The organism is Pseudoalteromonas xiamenensis, assembly GCF_030994125.1.
GTDB lineage: Bacteria > Pseudomonadota > Gammaproteobacteria > Enterobacterales > Alteromonadaceae > Pseudoalteromonas > Pseudoalteromonas xiamenensis_B.
Window position 1 is genome coordinate 2,632,265 of sequence record NZ_CP099917.1, and the last position, 17,051, is coordinate 2,649,315.

The 17,051-nt window shown below is 44.9% G+C and carries 15 protein-coding genes; 8 read left to right on the forward strand and 7 right to left on the reverse strand.

Going from position 1 to position 17,051, the window contains the following annotated elements:
* Positions 1-26 precede the first annotated feature (26 nt).
* The 6 genes from NI389_RS12245 to NI389_RS12270 all read left to right on the forward strand — a co-directional run bounded on the left by NI389_RS12245 (position 27) and on the right by NI389_RS12270 (position 7,242).
* The gene (locus NI389_RS12245; protein WP_308360171.1) at positions 27-1,061 is read left to right on the forward strand and encodes an OmpA family protein; all 1,035 of its coding nucleotides are present in this window, start codon (positions 27-29) and stop codon (positions 1,059-1,061) included.
* Positions 1,062-1,436: 375 nt separating this feature from the next.
* Complete coding sequence (locus NI389_RS12250) at positions 1,437-1,829, forward strand: hypothetical protein (RefSeq protein WP_308360173.1); 393 nt, start codon at positions 1,437-1,439, stop codon at positions 1,827-1,829.
* 307 nt (positions 1,830-2,136) lie between these two features.
* Complete coding sequence (acnB, locus tag NI389_RS12255; protein WP_308360175.1) at positions 2,137-4,734, forward strand: bifunctional aconitate hydratase 2/2-methylisocitrate dehydratase; 2,598 nt, start codon at positions 2,137-2,139, stop codon at positions 4,732-4,734.
* 198 nt (positions 4,735-4,932) lie between these two features.
* Positions 4,933-5,565: a 2OG-Fe dioxygenase family protein gene (locus tag NI389_RS12260; RefSeq protein WP_308360176.1), complete on the forward strand. Its 633-nt coding sequence runs from the start codon at positions 4,933-4,935 to the stop codon at positions 5,563-5,565.
* Positions 5,566-5,574: 9 nt separating this feature from the next.
* Positions 5,575-6,813 carry a cysteine desulfurase-like protein gene (locus NI389_RS12265; RefSeq protein ID WP_308360177.1) on the forward strand — a complete coding sequence of 413 codons (1,239 nt, stop codon included), beginning with the start codon at positions 5,575-5,577 and terminating at the stop codon, positions 6,811-6,813.
* Between the two features lie 138 nt (positions 6,814-6,951).
* Positions 6,952-7,242 carry a hypothetical protein gene (locus NI389_RS12270; protein WP_308360179.1) on the forward strand — a complete coding sequence of 97 codons (291 nt, stop codon included), beginning with the start codon at positions 6,952-6,954 and terminating at the stop codon, positions 7,240-7,242.
* A 284-nt stretch (positions 7,243-7,526) separates the two neighbouring features.
* Here NI389_RS12270 and NI389_RS12275 read toward each other — a convergent pair whose 3' ends face one another.
* The gene (locus NI389_RS12275) at positions 7,527-7,934 is read right to left on the reverse strand and encodes a hypothetical protein (RefSeq protein ID WP_308360181.1); all 408 of its coding nucleotides are present in this window, start codon (positions 7,932-7,934) and stop codon (positions 7,527-7,529) included.
* On the reverse strand, positions 7,931-10,696 hold the full coding sequence (locus NI389_RS12280; protein ID WP_308360183.1) for a tetratricopeptide repeat protein: 2,766 nt from the start codon (positions 10,694-10,696) through the stop codon (positions 7,931-7,933). Before NI389_RS12280 ends, NI389_RS12275 begins: the two co-directional genes overlap by 4 nt.
* Before the next feature lie 342 nt (positions 10,697-11,038).
* On the opposite strand from NI389_RS12280, the gene NI389_RS12285 reads away from it, so the two are divergent.
* Together NI389_RS12285 and NI389_RS12290 are read left to right on the forward strand one after the other, a co-directional pair.
* Positions 11,039-11,572 (forward strand): hypothetical protein, encoded by a 534-nt coding sequence (locus tag NI389_RS12285; protein WP_308360184.1) that lies wholly within the window; start codon positions 11,039-11,041, stop codon positions 11,570-11,572.
* Between the two features lie 86 nt (positions 11,573-11,658).
* On the forward strand, positions 11,659-11,868 hold the full coding sequence (locus tag NI389_RS12290) for a hypothetical protein (RefSeq protein ID WP_308360185.1): 210 nt from the start codon (positions 11,659-11,661) through the stop codon (positions 11,866-11,868).
* Positions 11,869-11,938: 70 nt separating this feature from the next.
* Here NI389_RS12290 and NI389_RS12295 read toward each other — a convergent pair whose 3' ends face one another.
* The 5 genes from NI389_RS12295 to glnA all read right to left on the reverse strand — a co-directional run bounded on the left by NI389_RS12295 (position 11,939) and on the right by glnA (position 17,022).
* A complete protein-coding gene (locus NI389_RS12295; protein ID WP_308360186.1) occupies positions 11,939-12,394 on the reverse strand; it encodes a Crp/Fnr family transcriptional regulator in 456 nt (151 codons plus the stop codon).
* Between the two features lie 22 nt (positions 12,395-12,416).
* Complete coding sequence (gene glnG, locus NI389_RS12300; RefSeq protein WP_308360187.1) at positions 12,417-13,814, reverse strand: nitrogen regulation protein NR(I); 1,398 nt, start codon at positions 13,812-13,814, stop codon at positions 12,417-12,419.
* A gap of 14 nt (positions 13,815-13,828) precedes the next feature.
* Complete coding sequence (gene glnL / locus NI389_RS12305) at positions 13,829-14,902, reverse strand: nitrogen regulation protein NR(II) (protein ID WP_308360188.1); 1,074 nt, start codon at positions 14,900-14,902, stop codon at positions 13,829-13,831.
* A gap of 35 nt (positions 14,903-14,937) precedes the next feature.
* Positions 14,938-15,459: a DUF4124 domain-containing protein gene (locus NI389_RS12310; protein WP_308360189.1), complete on the reverse strand. Its 522-nt coding sequence runs from the start codon at positions 15,457-15,459 to the stop codon at positions 14,938-14,940.
* Positions 15,460-15,615: 156 nt separating this feature from the next.
* A complete protein-coding gene (gene glnA, locus NI389_RS12315; protein WP_308360190.1) occupies positions 15,616-17,022 on the reverse strand; it encodes a glutamate--ammonia ligase in 1,407 nt (468 codons plus the stop codon).
* Positions 17,023-17,051 lie beyond the last annotated feature (29 nt).

A 17,051-nucleotide genomic window follows, 5' to 3' on the forward strand; every position in this document is an offset into this window, starting at 1 on the left:
CGCCAAGCGTAAAGACGGGAAGAAACATGAAATTAAAAGCATTGAGCATTGCGCTACTAGTTGCTGCAGGAGCGGCACACGCACAGGACGACGAAGGCGTATTTTTAGGCGTTTTCGGTGATTATTACAAATCAGAATGGCAAAACATTCGCGATGCCGCGAGTGTAAATGTCGACAAGTCAACATCATGGGGTGTTGAATTGGGTTATAAATTCGATAAGTACTGGGCTGCACGTTTAGAATACGCAGATATGGATTTTGACCTATCTGGTGCGCGTACAGACAGTCTATCTGGTAGCCGTTTTGGTATTGACGGTTTATACCACATCAACGGTGGTCCACTTTACGGTATCTTCGGTATTAAATCGATCGATGCATTTGAAAGCATGACATTTGCTAACTTAGGTGCGGGTTATCAGCTACTGAATAAAGACAACTGGTCAGTGAACCTTGAAGCGCTTGCTTACCAAGGTATCGACCGAGGCTATTCAGATTACAATGCAAAACTTGGAGTGAGCTACCTATTTGGCTCATCGTCAAGCGCAGAGAAAGTTGAAGCAGCGCCAACACCTGCACCAGTTGCAGCGCCAGCAGATGCAGACCAAGACGGTGTCATGGATGCTGACGACCAATGTGCAAATACACCGATGACTGACGCGGTTGATAGCAAGGGCTGTACGTTATACCGTGACGAGCAAGTTTCTGTGAATTTATTGGTACGTTTCCCTCACGATGCGTCAAAAGTAACAGAACAGTATTTTTCTGACATTAAAGCTGTAGCAGAATTTATGGCTGAACACAGCGATGCTACTGTTGTGCTTGAAGGTCACGCTTCGTCGGTTGGTGCTGCTCAATACAACCAATGGTTGTCTAAAAAGCGTGCAGATGCTGTTGCAAAACAACTTGTTAAACTCGGTGTGGCTGAGTCTCGTATCAGTACGGTAGGTTACGGTGAAGAGCGTTTGAAAAACACCGCGAATACGCGTGCAGCGCATGCCGAAAACCGCCGTGTTGAAGCGCAGGTTACATCAACTGAAAAAGTGAAAGTACAACGTAAATAAGCGTTAGTATTAATTAACGTTTAGTGTACAAAAAAGGTTTCCAGAAATGCCAATAGTCGCAGTTTTGGAAGCCTTTTTTATTTCTGAGGGTGTGGTTCTTGATGGGATGCTCTTTCACCTAATCCGCAGATATACACTTTAATGCTACTGATGTTTATTTTCCGCAAATTGATTATGCTTACGATCCTTCAAGTTTTTCCTTTTTAGTTACACACGTTTTTAGCTCATTCTTGCATTGACGTTTTGTTCTACCGCAGACCCTATAATTCTGATACGGTGGTTTTTAAAGCACAAATCAGTTAACTTTTTGCGCTTCTGATTCTGACTTATATCACTTAAATAAAATCCGTTTTGTCGCTATGCAAGGAGCTATGAGTGAATCGTATCCAACCAACACAACGAGTTTCCCGAATGAAAAAAGGACTGTTCGTTTTAACATGTCTGGTTCTTTTATTGGGCGCTTTATTCACGATACTCATGAATCTTCTGGAGCGTGTGCAGTTAGGGTTTGCTGAGCAGCGCATTGGGTTTGTCAAAATACTCGAGTCCGCCGAGATAAAGCATCCCGACGTTTTAAAAGCGATGTACACGGGGCTGTTTGCTGATTATTGCTATTTTACTGCTGATAAAGAGAGTTTACTTTTCAAATACACGTTGAAAACGAAGATGGAAGAAGTGCTTGTAAAGATAACGACGTTAAACAATACCGTGCTGAAAGAGCAGGCTACTTCGCTGGCTTTAAATTGTCCGGAGGCTGTCACAAAATAAAGGCATTTAAGAAGGGCATTTGCATAGAATCTATCTTTGTTTAGGTGTCCCATGGAATTGCAAAATGCCATCGAAAGCAGCACTCAACGCAACCTAAACATAAAGGGAATAGGTATTATTCACATTAACGGCGGAAAATTATTTAACTATTCATCAAATTTATAGTCACTATAAGGTTTACTCGCTGTTGTGTCATTTTCATCTATACTTAAAGGCCTTATAATCTATAGCGATATATTCTAGGTGTAGGGATACCGAGTTACACATCGCGCTTTCCTGCACTTCACGTCACCAAGAGGGCAATATTGTGCTTCAAGAATACCGTAAACACGTTGAAGAGCGTGCAGCTCAAGGCATCGTGCCTAAGCCTCTAGACGCTCAACAAACAGCAGATTTAGTTGAATTATTAAAAAACCCACCAACAGGTGAAGAAGAGTTCATCCTTGATCTTCTTGTAAATCGCGTACCACCAGGTGTAGATGACGCTGCTTACATCAAAGCAGGCTTCTTAGCTGCAGTGGCAAAAGGCGAAGCGAGCTCTCCACTTATCTCTAAAGAGTACGCAGCAGAATTGCTAGGCACTATGCTTGGCGGTTACAACATTGCGCCTATGATCGACTTACTAGACGACGAAGCGCTTGCGCCTGTTGTTGCAAAAGGTCTGTCACATACATTACTTATGTTTGATGCGTTCTACGACGTAGAAGAAAAAGCAAAAGCGGGTAACGCAAATGCTCAAAAAGTCGTTGAGTCTTGGGCAAATGCAGATTGGTTCTTAGAAAGACCAAACGTTGCTGAAAAAATCTCGGTTACTGTATTTAAAGTAACGGGCGAGACAAACACAGACGACCTATCACCAGCACCAGATGCATGGTCACGTCCTGATATTCCACTACACGCACTGGCTATGCTTAAAAACGAGCGTGATGGTATCGTGCCAGAGAAAGCAGGCGAAATCGGCCCTATTTCTCAACTAGAAGAATTAAAAGCGAAAGGCTTACCACTTGCGTACGTAGGTGACGTTGTTGGTACGGGTTCTTCTCGTAAATCAGCGACTAACTCTGTGCTTTGGTTCATGGGTGATGACATCCCATTCGTACCTAACAAGCGCGTTGGTGGTGTGTGCCTTGGTGGTAAAATTGCGCCGATTTTCTTCAACACAATGGAAGATTCTGGCGCACTACCAATCGAACTACCAGTTGACGACCTAAACATGGGCGACCAAATCGACATCTACCCATTTGAAGGTGTGGTTAAGCGTCATGGTACAGATGAAGTTATCACGACGTTCTCATTAAAATCAGACGTAATTCTTGATGAAGTACGTGCTGGTGGTCGTATTCCACTGATCATCGGTCGTGGTCTAACTGATAAAGCGCGTGCATCACTAGGTCTTCCAGCAGAAACGATTTTCCGTAAGCCATCAGCACCGGTAGATTCTGGCAAAGGCTTCACGCTTGCGCAGAAGATGGTTGGCCGTGCATGTAACGTTGCAGGTGTTCGCCCAGGTCAATACTGCGAACCAAAAATGACCACAGTAGGTTCACAAGATACTACAGGTCCAATGACGCGTGACGAGCTTAAAGATCTAGCGTGTTTAGGTTTCTCTGCGGACCTTACAATGCAGTCTTTCTGCCACACGTCTGCGTATCCAAAACCAATCGACGTTGAAACGCACCACACACTACCAGATTTCATCATGAACCGTGGTGGTGTATCACTGCGTCCTGGTGACGGTGTTATCCACTCATGGTTAAACCGTATGTTGCTTCCAGACACAGTAGGTACTGGTGGTGACTCGCATACACGTTTCCCACTTGGTATTTCATTCCCAGCGGGTTCTGGCGCAGTCGCATTCGCAGCAGCAACAGGTGTTATGCCTCTAGATATGCCAGAGTCAATCCTTGTTCGTTTCAAAGGTGAAATGCAACCAGGTATCACGCTACGTGACCTAGTACACGCAATCCCTTACTACGCAATCAAACAAGGTCTATTGACGGTTGAGAAGAAAGGTAAAGTAAACGAATTCTCTGGTCGTATCCTTGAAATCGAAGGTGTTGAGCACCTAACGGTTGAGCAAGCGTTCGAACTATCAGATGCGTCTGCAGAGCGTTCAGCAGCTGGTTGTACAGTTAAGCTTTCGCGTGAGTCAATCGCAGAATACCTAAACTCTAACATCGTAATGCTGAAGTGGATGATCTCTGAAGGCTACGGTGACGTGCGTACTATCGAGCGTCGTATCGGTAAGATGCAAGAGTGGCTAGCAAATCCAGAGTTGATGGAAGCGGATGCGGATGCAGAGTACGCTCACATCATCGACATCGATCTTGCGGAAATCACAGAGCCAGTACTTTGTGCGCCAAACGATCCAGACGATGCACGTCTTCTTTCTGACGTTCAAGGCGAGAAAATCGACGAAGTATTCATCGGTTCTTGTATGACGAACATCGGTCACTTCCGTGCTGCTGGTAAGTTGTTAAACAACTTCAAAGGTCAGTTACCAACGCGTATGTGGATTGCTCCACCAACGAAGATGGACCGCGACCAGTTAACGGACGAAGGTTACTACGGTATTTACGGCCGCGTTGGTGCGCGTATCGAAACGCCGGGATGTTCACTGTGCATGGGTAACCAAGCACGCGTAGCAGACAAAGCAACGGTTGTTTCTACATCAACGCGTAACTTCCCGAACCGTTTAGGTACAGGTGCAAACGTGTTCCTAGCATCTGCTGAACTAGCAGCGGTAGCAGCTATCATTGGTAAACTACCAACACCAGCTGAGTACCAAGAGTACGCAGAGAAGATCAACGCAACGGCGTCTGATACATACCGTTACTTGAACTTCCACAAGATGCCACAGTACACGAAAAAAGCGGATACTGTGATCATCCAACAAGCGGTTTAAATGTACCAATAGTTGAAAAAGGCCAGTCTTAAGCTGGCCTTTTTTTATTCTAAAAATTCAAATAGAAAATGCATATAATTTTTGTTTATTGATTTATTCATTCCTAATTTTTCTATTTTTAAGTTAAAACAAACCAAAATTTTCCATCTGAATAGCATATGATCCGCATCAGTTTATCATCAATAGGCGAAGTAACTGATGACTACCAACAACAACCAGAATTTATTGCAATTGCGTTTTATCGGACAATCACGCGTTGATGAAGTGAAACCTTCATTTAATGCCTTGCCAGATAATCCTTACGCTGATGGCGCGTTTCGTAAACGCCGCTATTCCGTTATCAAATTGACTGATGGGGCGATTAAACTTCAACCCACCAAAGCGTTTGTTCAAGATGATTCAATTAATACCTTCCAAGGTAATGTTGAGCGAGTGTATGAGAACTTAGAACAAAGTTTGCTGGAAACAGAGGGCTTTAAACACCTCATTTCTCAGTTCCAAGAAATGACCGGCATAGATAAAGAGTCGGACATTGAAGTACACCAATTTAGAATGTTAGCGATCGAAAGTGATACGCCTCCGGCGCCTGAAGGGATCCACCAAGATGGATTTGACCATGTTTGTGTGTGTGGTGTGTCTCATGAGAATATTCAAGGTGGCGAATTGCTTGTCTATGAAACTAAAGATGCAGATCCGTGTTTCAAGATGGAGATCAAAGATGGTTTGTTTGCACTCGTCAATGACCGTCAAGTTTGGCACAACGCAACACCAATGAATAAAATCAAGGCCGATGAAATCGGATACCTAGACTGTTTTGTGTTTACAGCATAAGTGAGCATCATGGAACTACAAACAATTCGTCGTCAATTTCCTGCGTTAATGCAATCAATTAATGGCACTGCACCGATTTTCTTGGATGGCCCAGGTGGCTCGCAAGTACCTCAGTCGGTATTAAGCGCTATGTCCGCTTACCTTGGTTACTTTAATTCAAACCTCGGTGGGGCGTTTTTCTCAAGTCACAAAACCGTGTCTTTGATGGATGACGCACGTCAGGCAGTTGCGGATTTACTCAATGCACCAAGCAAATCGCAAATCGTTTTTGGCGCAAACATGACCAGCCTCACGTTTAGCTTTAGCCGTGCGATTTCACGTGATTGGCAAGCAGATGATGAAGTGATTGTCACCAATGCAGATCATTACTCGAATGTGTCGTCTTGGCGCCAAGCGGCAGAAGATAAAGGCGCAAAAGTACATGCCGTGCGTATCAATGAAGCCGATTGCACCTTGGATCTAGAACACTACGCGAGCTTATTAAACAGCAATACTAAGCTGGTTGCAGTGACGTACGCGTCAAACACCACAGGCTCAATCAACGACATAAAACGCATTGTTGAGATGGCGCACCAAGTTGGTGCGTTGGTTTACGTGGATGCCGTTCACTACGCACCGCATGAGCTGATTGATGTGCAAGCACTCGATTGTGACTTTTTAGCTTGCTCGGCCTATAAGTTTTTTGGTCCGCATGTTGGGATAGTGTACGGTAAAAAAGTGCACTTAGAAGGCTTTATACCGTATAAAGTGGAGCCGGCGAAAGACGTTATTCCCGGTCGTTGGGAAACCGGTACGCAAAGCTTTGAAGGCTTAGCCGGTGTGATTGCGGCGATTGACTATATTGCCAGCCTTAGCGATTTGCCTAAAACCGCGTCACGTCGTGAGCGTTTAATCGATGCGTTTGCTAAAACCAAAGCCCATGAAATGGCCTTGTCTGAGTATGTGCTAAAGCGTATCGCAGAATTCCCTGAGATCACCCTTTATGGCATCAACGACTTAACACGTTTGGCAGAGCGCACACCTACGTTTGCATTGACCTTTGCAGGTATTGAACCGCGCACGGTGTCAGAGTTTTTAGGTGAGCACCACATCTGCGTGTGGGACGGTAATTTCTATGCACAAGGGTTGTGCGAACAACTTGGTGTAATGGACAAAGGTGGTGTAGTGCGTATTGGTTGTATGCATTACAACACCATTGACGAACTGGCGACCTTGTTTGATAGATTGAGCGTCCTACTTAAGCGCTAATTTGCGTAAAATATAAGAAGCGGTTGATATGCTAAACGCGTTCACCGCTTCCATGTTCAATCTACCCATCATTACCCTTCTTCAGAGGCTACAAGCTTCATATTCATTATCATCTGGTTTGCATAGCAAAATATCGAAATGAGTTTTAACTTCCAATGGGTTGTAATCGATGCACGTAGTCAAAATGTGTTTACGGTAGTTAATAATCAACTGGTGCGCTGGCTGGCAAAAAACACCAACTTTGAAGATAAGCGCTTCACCGCTCAGTATAAATTGCGCGCGTATTCGGATGTGTCTTTTGTCTATAACCGAGCGGGCGAGCTGTTTGTTCAAGGGCAAGGCGGCGATGCGTGGTTGTCGGGTATTCAATCGCTTTGGAGCGAGCCGCAACAAGATACTGTGATTTTGAAGTTCCGTTATTTGTTGTGATTTTAATTGTGCTTGGCGAGGGGTCACCCCTCGCAATTCTTTGGCTGGACACCTCGTTATGTCGAGAATGAGCGAAAAGCATTCAGTTACAACCTACCTTGTGCACGTTGCAAGACTTGACCCCAGTCTTTGTTCTAATGGCGTGCTGCAGATTTCCTTAAAAACTTGCTTAAGCGTGCAAATGGTAGGATATGACCCCGTTTGTTTCAATTGCTGCGTTAAAGCACAACCTACAAAACCCTATTAACGTGCACCTGGTCGAATGATTTAATAAAAAGCGCTACCTAAAGCGCAATCCCTAACGCCTCGGTAATACGCTGAGCGTGTGGGCCAAGCCAGCCGATGACAGGGGTAAAGCGCTCGATTAGCTTGTCGCAGTGATTGGTAAAGTTTTCTGCCTCTTTTACATATTTTGCGGCTCGCGCGAGTGACTCACCCACCTCACTCTTATCGGGTTGAGGCTGACCAAGCTCTTCTTCTGCCTCAGCGATGGCATTGTGTAACTTGGTTGGCTTTTGAATGTGTAAGGCTTGTAATGCGTCTTTTAGTTCTGTAAAAGCGAGCTGTATATCAACAGTATCGGCATTTGGCACCTCAACATTGATGTTTGCAGAAACGGTATTGTTATCGCCAGTGTTAATAATCGCACCATGGGCATCACCGCCTATATTAACATTACGTATTGCTGTCATTTGCGTTCTCCTTGTTTTAATACTTCAATAATTGGGCTCAGTAGCCTCGCATCAGGCTCACTTTCGGTTTGCTCGCAGTATTTTAGATAATTTCTCAACAGAGCCTCCATCCAATTACTGTAGGCTTTTGGATAGTTTAAAAAGTGCATGATTAAGGATTCTATGGCTTCTAGCGCGTGTTCAAGGGCTGCTTCACGCTGACCGAGTTCGCTTTGAAAGCTTGCCAAATTATTAAGGGACCCAGCGAGGTCAGGCAAAAAGGTATCAGGATGTGCCTCAGCCAGTTTACGGCGAATGTTAACCGCTTCTAGCGCGTGTTCAAGTGCTGCTTCTCGCTGACCGAGTTCGCTTAACCTGTTTGCCAAATTATTAAGGGACCCAGCGAGGTTAGGCAAAAAGGTATCAGGATGTGCCTCAGCCAGTTTACGGCGAATGTTAACCGCTTCTAGCGCGTGTTCAAGGGCTGCTTCTCGCTGACCGAGTTCGCTTAACCTGTTTGCCAAATTATTAAGGGACATTGCGAGGTCAGGCAAAAAGGTATCAGGATGTGCCTCAGCCAGTTTACGGCGAATGTTAACCGCTTCTAGCGCGTGTTCAAGTGCTGCTTCTCGCTGACCGAGTTCGCTTAACCTGTTTGCCAAATTATTAAGGGACCCAGCGAGGTTAGGCAAAAAGGTATCAGGATGTGCCTCAGCCAGTTTACGGCGAATGTTAACCGCTTCTAGCGCGTGTTCAAGGGCTGCTTCACGCTGACCGAGTTCGCTTTGAAAGCTTGCCAAATTATTAAGGGACATTGCGAGGTCAGGCAAAAAGGTATCAGGATGTGCCTCAGCCAGTTTACGATAAATTTGAACGGCTTCTAGCGCGTGTTCAAGGGCTGCTTCACGCTGACCGAGTTCGCTTAACCTGTTTGCCAAATTATTAAGGGACCCAGCGAGGTTAGGCAAAAAGGTATCAGGATGTGCCTCAGCCAGTTTACGGCGAATGTTAACCGCTTCTAGCGCGTGTTCAAGGGCTGCTTCACGCTGACCGAGTTCGCTTTGAAAGCTTGCCAAATTATTAAGGGACATTGCGAGGTCAGGCAAAAAGGTATCAGGATGTGCCTCAGCCAGTTTACGATAAATTTGAACGGCTTCTAGCGCGTGTTCAAGGGCTGCTTCACGATGACCGAGTTCGCTTTGAAAGCTTGCCAAATTATTAAGGGACATTGCGAAGTCTGGCTGAAAGTCTTCATCATTTGCAACACGCTCTCTAAATATGTGGCATATTGCTGCTAATAAGTGACATGAAATGCCAGCCAGTGTCACGGAGCTATCTGGCAGCACGCTTTCGATAAGCCTTAAAAAGTTAAGGTCATTTTGGTTATCTGTAATGAGCTGTGTAACCCAATTTTGCAGTTGCACTTGAACGTCTCTTTGTCCGGCCGTTTTTGTGTTTAACGAGCTGGCGAAGTCTTGCAGTAAGCGTATTAACATACTTGCGGCATGGGTATTGCCGTAGCGTAAAGCGCGTTCAACAATATTAGCGGCTTGGACCTTGCGTTCAGAATTGTTATTGAGTAGTTGCACACAAATGGCCTCAGAGATAAGGTCGGGTTGTATGGTTGTTAATCTTAATTCTTCGTGGCCCTCATTTTGAGGTGTCGTTGAGGAAAATGTCTGCTGCAGGGAAACAAGTGCGTCACTTACTTTGTTCCGGGTGTATCCCATGCTTTCAAACTCATCGTTGAGTGCTTGACGCATATCCTCAAGGCGTAAGCCGCCGGTCAGTAAGTGAAAGCATAAGCCGTGCTCAAGTTCAGTATTGTTGCCTTGATTAAAATAAGTGTTAAAGCGGTCAATTTCACGCAGCGCAATCTTTTGCGCAGCTTCTAAGTGATTGAGGTTGAGTGCCTGGAGCAAAGGCATGTCATGGCACAATACGCCCGCCATGACTAAGGTCAGCGGGTTGGTAAATTGAGCGCGACTCAGCACCTTGTCAAACTCAGGGTTCATATTTTTTTTGGGCGGTGGGTGGGCTTGCGAGTCGGCAAACAATGACTTTGTTGCATTAAATGCGGCGTGTATAAGGGCATGGCGCACCGTTAGGTCCGATAAACCGGCGAGCGGGTACGGCTCAAGGTGGTAAAAAAAATCAAGCCTTGATTGGTGGCTATTGAGTGATGAACCCACTAAGTGCTTCCACCACCCCATATCTTTATTCGCTTCGCGTTCAAGAAGCAATATTCTAAGTTTGATATTTGGAGCGAGTTCTTCAAGTTGTGACAGGGCGTCGAGCCAATCTGCTAAACCTTGATAATTTACCGCCGCGTAGTCAACCACCAATAAAAGTGAATGCGACCAAGTAAAGTGTGTAAATTTAAAAGCGCGCGCCAGCTCATCCAAATCAATGTGGCGCACAAAGCCACAGGCCCAATTGTTGTCTCGCTCAGTGATTTCACACAGCTCTATGGCTAAACGGGTTTTACCACTACCTGCGGGGGCAATGAGCGTAAACACTGATATGTCAGCGTCATCATCGAGCCAATCAGTCAGCCTTTTGAGCTCCGACTCTCGTCCATATAGCTCGACAGCCCTATTTTGTGCGTTGAGTATGTCTAATACATTAGAGCGGGCTTTGTTACTGCGGCGTCTTTTGGTTTGATGGTGATAACACGTAAGCGGAATATTAAATTCTGCTTGGCCGCCAACTTGATTATTATTGCCTGTGATGATGATGCTTTTATGGGTGCTTCCTTGAACTGTCACATTTCGATCAGACATGCTCACTTTCCTCGTCGATGCTTGGCGGTTTTATCTTATACAGCATTGATAAGTAGGGCAACATTGGCCATTGGGATTGCCCATTAACGCGGTAAGCCGAGTTGAGACTAGGTTATATCATGCATAATTATGCAGAATTACAGAATTACAGAATTACAGAATTACAGAATTACAGAATTACAGAATTATGGGGTCAGGTCTTGCTTTTTGCAGGCTTTGCACGGTTCTAGATCTGACCCCAAATCTCTCCAATACTTGGTTCAGTTTGGCTTAGCCACACAAATTTAGCTAAGTATTATCAGTCCCTTAGTGTAGGTGTTATGAATCTATCAGGAGATAATTGTGAAATTTAAAGTATTGATGGTTGTATTTCTACTTCTAGCACTTGCAGGTTGTGCTACTACTTCATTATCAGAACAAGCCTTTGGTACAAAGCTTGCGCAATATAACAATTCAGAAGATCAAAATATTGCAACCATAGAATTTAGTGCGGATAAAAAGTATGAAACAGAAGATGGAGTTCCTTTCAACGGAGAGCCTGTTATTTGCACTACTTCTGGCCTGAAAACAACTTTCAGCGAAACCGAGAGAAATACAAAAATTACGGTAGCTGCAAATGCGCCTATTATATTGACGTCAATTATAAAATGGCACAACTCAGGTTGGGAAAAATCATGCTGGCCTTTTGTAAGCTTTACACCTGAACTTGGTGGTAGATATGTTTTAGTTAATGAGCGTATTGGTGGTAAAGGTATTTCAGCTTTGTGGACAGGCGTAGCTTTCCAATCCTGTAAAGTTTCTGTATACAAATTGGAGAATGACGTGCCGATGGCAATAGCGATTGAAGAAGTCAAACCTGCAGGTTGCGGTTCATAACAAGCTTGGGTGCACCCTCACCTTGCATTTGTTAATTGAGAGAGCGTTTGGTAAGTTGGATCTTCAAGTAACAAGGAGTGTATAAAATGAAACTAGGAACTAAATTCGGAATTTTATTCAGTTGTTTGGGCTGTTCTATCGGTGCTTACTTCGGTCTTTCGCCAGTTTTCACACAGTTACAATCAGGCGCTCTTACAGGGCAAGAAGCTGGGTTAATGTTTAGTGCGGCTGGCGTTCTTATTGGATGCTTATTAGCCACTGCTAGTATTATGTCTTCGAAAAAGCATATCACTTAGTCGAACAAGAGCAACATGGTAGTTTGGTTAAGCTGAATGAGCTATTCAAAAGAGTTGCTGCCTGTTGAAATTAATGCTGATCCAGCCGTTCATTTAAGCGGGTAATGCGAACACTCATGCCTAAAATCAGCTGATCTTTAATTTTCTCGCGGATCACGTTGGGTAAACGGGTAAGGGCTTCCGACGTAATGGCCAGCACGATGGTATCTTGCAGTGCTTTGGCGCTGGTAGAGCGTTCGCGGTGGGAAATAAACGCGCCTTCGCCGATAAATTCACCGGGTTCAACACGGCCAAGTTCGTGGTCTTCAGATTTGCTGTAGATGCTCAACTCACCACTTAAGACGATATAGAGTTTGTCATCGCGCTCTAATCGTTTAAACGCATGGCGATTTGCGCTTATTAGATAAAGGCTACTAAACGACTCGAGTAATACTTGGCGTTCATTGACACTAAACTCTTTAAAAAAGCTCAGGCGATTCACTATCTCAAGTTGCTTAATCAGCGGTATATTTTCTAATAAACGCATATAACAGATTCTAAAACGGCGATTAATCCTGAATATTGCGCTCTTTCAGCTTTCGGGTCAACGTATTGCGACCCCAGCCGATTTTTAAGGCCGCTTCTTGCTTATGCCCACCGCATGCTTGAAGTGCTGTTTTGATAAGGCGAGTTTCAAGTTCATCTTGAATGGCTGGCCAAATGTGCTCTTTGCCTTGTTTTAACTCAGCGGTTAACCAATGTTGAAATCCATCGAGCCAATCTCCTTGAATTTCGCTTTCTTCAATTTCGCTCGACAGCAATTCTTCTGGTAAGTCTGGTGGGCTCACTAATTCGCCAGGCGCCATAACCGTGAGCCAACGGCAGGTATTTTCGAGCTGTCTCACGTTGCCAGGCCAATTATATGCTTGCAGTACTTTAAGCGCCTCTTTGTTCAGTACTTTCGTTTCAACTTGCAGTTCTTTGGCACTGGTGGCGAGAAAGTGCGCCGCTAATTTAGGAATATCTTCGGTGCGTTCGCGTAATGGTGGTAAACGCAAACGCACAACATTGAGACGGTGAAATAAATCTTCACGAAATTGGCCTTTTTTCACTCGGTCTTCAAGATTTTGGTGCGTCGCCGCGATAATTCGAACGTTAACGCGGACACTGTTGTGGCCACCGACGCGGTAAAACTCGCCATCGGCCAGTACGCGTAGCAAGCGGGTTTGTACATCTAATGGCATGTCGCCAATTTCATCTAAAAATAATGTGCCACCATCGGCTTGCTCAAAACGGCCTCGACGCATCGTATCCGCGCCTGTAAACGCGCCTTTTTCATGACCAAAGAGCTCCGACTCCACTAAATCCTTTGGAATAGCAGCCATATTGAGCGCGATAAATGGATTTTCTTTTCGCGGACTGTGGTTGTGAAGGGCACTGGCCACCAACTCTTTGCCGGTACCTGATTCGCCATTTATGAGTACACTCATGCTCGAGGCCGACAGTTTACCTATTGCACGGAAAACCTCTTGCATCGCGGGTGCTTCGCCAATGATTTCTGAACGTGACTGCGGTTCTACTTTGCGTTTCGTTTTTTTACTTTCATTTGACGCACGATAGGCTCGCTCGACAAGGCTTACCGCCTCCTCTAGGTCAAAAGGTTTTGCTAAGTATTCGAAGGCCCCTTTTTGAAAGGCATTGACGGCGGAATCAAGATCTGAATGAGCCGTAATAATGATCACGGGCAGTTGAGGATAATCAGAGTGAATGCTTTCAAGGAGCGCCATCCCATCGATTCCAGGCATACGTACATCCGAAACGAGAACGGCTGGCTGACCATAGGTCAACGCCGTTAAGACGTCCTGCGCGTTGGCAAAGGTTTCCGTTTCAAATCCTGCGCGCGTCAGCGCCTTATCAAGGACAAAGCGAATGGAGGCATCATCGTCTACAAGCCACACTGATTTCATCGTTTGCTCCTGCCTTACTGGTTGTCAAATGGCAAATAAATATTAAATTCGGTGTATCCAGGCCAACTATCGCAATCAATCATGCCATTGTGTTGTTCAATGAGTGTTTGAGCAATCGATAAGCCAAGTCCGGATCCCCCATCTTTGTTCGTGATCATGGGGTAAAACAGCGTTTCTTTTAACTCCTGCGCTATCCCTGGACCATTATCAGTAATTCGGATCAGAAGCGCTTTCTTCATCATTCTATCGCCTCGTCTCAAGCGATGTTTGATACGCGTTTTAATTGTAATCGTCGCTTCTTCCGTGTCGTGGAGTGCCTGTTGCGCGTTTCTCATGATGTTGAGTAACACTTGCTGAATTTTAGCTGCATCAATCACAATATCAGGAATGCTCGGATCATAATCTTTGACCACTTTGATAGGGATCGCATTATCAAAAGCACTTAATTTTATAACCGACTCCAGAGTTTGGTGAATGTTGCACGGTGCAGTTTTTGGGCGTTGATTTGGCCCAAGTAATCTATCTACCAATTCACTTAAACGGTCGGCTTGTTCAATTATAAGCGCAGCGCATTCTTCTCGTTCTTGCTGATCAACCTCGTACTGCAATAATTGCGCCGCTCCGCGGATCCCACCTAAAGGATTTTTAATTTCATGCGCGAGACCTCTGATCAGATTACGAGCGGCTTGATATTGATGATGCTGTTGTGATGCTTGATCGTAGCGAATTTCATCATCTGTACGGCGGCATTCCAATAAAATATACCGTTGTGATTCGAGCGCAACTCGGCTTGCGTAAACCGCCAAAGTCGCGTGTCGAGAATCAACGAACACTACGTCTACTCTGTGCTGCTGGCAATCTACCCCATCATCGAGCGCATAATGGGCTATGCGTTCCAAATCCAAATTGTGGTGATGAAATAGCGAATGGATAGGCTGGTTGATAAGGCGCTTTAGGCCTAGGCCAAATAGCTCGCTCGCACTGTTATTTGCTTCGACAATTTGCATCTCTTTATCAAGTAATAACACAGCGGTAGAGAGATTTTGCCATATCGATTGGAGCTTAGAAGGAGAGGTGTGATCAATCATGGGTCATCCATGCACCAATGTGGTGCAGTATTGTTTTAGGATTTTTTAATGCTGGTTGCACGATGTAAAAAGAACACTGATGGCTTGCTGACAGCTATCATCTTACCTGTTTCGTCGTAAAGTTTGATTTGCAAAGAATGCTCACCACGAGGAATGTCACGCAAGGCAAATGCAGCGCTGTTTTGTTTTTCGGATGCGGCTTGCCCATTTAGAAACAGTTGTACTTGCATGTTTGGCATAAATCGAGGTTCAATTCTCCCGGTGACGTACAACGAACCGGTGTTTTCACGGATCGTCTGCTCGTTTGTCGGGGAGGTAATAGCAACACTGTAATTTATCGCTTTTGGGGGGTCGACAACGTCAAGGACACTGATGTCTTCTTGTGGCATGTTCAGTGAATTATGCTGAAGGCGAATTTCCTCGGCGCCTTTACGTGGCACATCAGAAAATACCCAATTGCCGTTCTCATCTTTCCAGCGATAAATTTTTTTCGACGTAGCTGCCAGTGCTGCGCTTGATGCACACAGTAACAGCACTAAAAACCATCGTAAGTCCATAATATACCTAGATTAACATTGCATCGTTAACTGTAGTCTAGAACGACTCAAATTACCATAAAAAAGCCCGCAAAAAGCGGGCTTGAGAACACATATGATTTAAGAGTGAGTGCACTCAAATAATGAGCGGCACAACACTACAACGTATGATGGAGGTTATACGCTGTAGTACATTTCGAACTCAACAGGGTGAGTCGTCATGTTCAGTTTTTCCACTTCTTTTGACTTAAGGCCGATGTATGCATCGATTAGGTCGTCAGTGAATACACCACCTTGAGTTAAGAATTCACGGTCTGCGTCTAGGCAATCTAGTGCTTCTTGAAGTGATGCAGCAACAGTTGGGATCTCAGCTGCTTCTTCTGCAGGTAGATCGTACAAATCTTTGTCCATTGCATCGCCAGGGTGGATCTTGTTGCGGATACCGTCAAGACCAGCCATTAGCTGTGCTGCGAATGCTAGGTATGGGTTTGCAGCTGGATCTGGGAAACGTACTTCGATACGACGACCTTTCTCAGATGGAACAACTGGGATACGGATAGATGCAGAGCGGTTACGCGCAGAGTAAGCAAGCATTACAGGTGCTTCGAAACCAGGTACTAAACGCTTGTATGAGTTAGTCGCAGGGTTTGTAAATGCGTTGATTGCTTTAGCGTGCTTGATGATACCGCCAATGTAGTAAAGTGCAGTTTCAGAAAGACCGCCATACTTGTCGCCAGCAAATAGGTTTTTGCCATCTTTTGCGAGTGATTGGTGACAGTGCATACCTGAACCGTTGTCGCCAACGATAGGCTTAGGCATGAACGTAGCTGTTTTGCCGTATAAATGAGCCATGTTGTGGATGACGTATTTCATTTCTTGAATTTCGTCCGCTTTCAATACCATTGTATTGAAACGACAAGCGATTTCGTTTTGACCCGCTGTAGCTACTTCGTGATGGTGCGCTTCAACTACGTGACCCATTTCTTCAAGCACAAGACACGTTGCTGAACGCCAATCTTGAGATGAATCAACAGGTGAAACTGGGAAGTAACCGCCTTTCACACCAGGGCGGTGACCTGTATTGCCTTCTTCGTAATCACGGTCTGAGTTCCACGCTGCTTCTTTAGCATCGATTTTGTACATTGAACCAGACATGTCTGTTTTGTATTTTACGTCGTCAAATAGGAAAAACTCTGGCTCTGGGCCAAAAAGAACGGTGTCAGCAATACCTGTTGAACGCATGAACTCTTCTGCGCGTTTTGCAACTGAACGTGGGTCACGCTCGTAACCTTGCATCGTTGCTGGCTCTAAAACGTCACAACGTACGATCATTGTTGTTTCTTCAGAGAACGGGTCTAATTTTACTGACGCTTGATCAGGCATAAGAACCATATCTGATTCATTAATGTGTTTCCAACCAGCGATTGAAGAGCCATCAAACATCTTGCCATCTTCGAAAAATGCTTCGTCGGCTTGATGATGTGGAATAGATACGTGTTGTTCTTTACCTTTTGTATCCGTGAAACGTAAGTCAACAAACTTAACGTCATGCTCTTTCATAAAATCTAAAACCGATTGTGACATGTGTCCTCCGATGGGAATGGGGTTAATTT

What these genes read in the sequence shown, in the direction of transcription:
- NI389_RS12245 (WP_308360171.1), top strand. Translation starts at nt 27, where the DNA reads ATGAAATTAAAAGCATTGAGCATTGCGCTACTAGTTGCTGCAGGAGCG.
- NI389_RS12260 (WP_308360176.1), top strand. Translation starts at nt 4,933, where the DNA reads ATGACTACCAACAACAACCAGAATTTATTGCAATTGCGTTTTATCGGA.
- NI389_RS12265 (WP_308360177.1), top strand. Translation starts at nt 5,575, where the DNA reads ATGGAACTACAAACAATTCGTCGTCAATTTCCTGCGTTAATGCAATCA.
- NI389_RS12270 (WP_308360179.1), top strand. Translation starts at nt 6,952, where the DNA reads ATGAGTTTTAACTTCCAATGGGTTGTAATCGATGCACGTAGTCAAAAT.
- NI389_RS12275 (WP_308360181.1), bottom strand. Translation starts at nt 7,934, where the DNA reads ATGACAGCAATACGTAATGTTAATATAGGCGGTGATGCCCATGGTGCG.
- NI389_RS12280 (WP_308360183.1), bottom strand. Translation starts at nt 10,696, where the DNA reads ATGTCTGATCGAAATGTGACAGTTCAAGGAAGCACCCATAAAAGCATC.
- NI389_RS12290 (WP_308360185.1), top strand. Translation starts at nt 11,659, where the DNA reads ATGAAACTAGGAACTAAATTCGGAATTTTATTCAGTTGTTTGGGCTGT.
- NI389_RS12295 (WP_308360186.1), bottom strand. Translation starts at nt 12,394, where the DNA reads ATGCGTTTATTAGAAAATATACCGCTGATTAAGCAACTTGAGATAGTG.
- glnG (WP_308360187.1), bottom strand. Translation starts at nt 13,814, where the DNA reads ATGAAATCAGTGTGGCTTGTAGACGATGATGCCTCCATTCGCTTTGTC.
- glnL (WP_308360188.1), bottom strand. Translation starts at nt 14,902, where the DNA reads ATGATTGATCACACCTCTCCTTCTAAGCTCCAATCGATATGGCAAAAT.
- NI389_RS12310 (WP_308360189.1), bottom strand. Translation starts at nt 15,459, where the DNA reads ATGGACTTACGATGGTTTTTAGTGCTGTTACTGTGTGCATCAAGCGCA.
- glnA (WP_308360190.1), bottom strand. Translation starts at nt 17,022, where the DNA reads ATGTCACAATCGGTTTTAGATTTTATGAAAGAGCATGACGTTAAGTTT.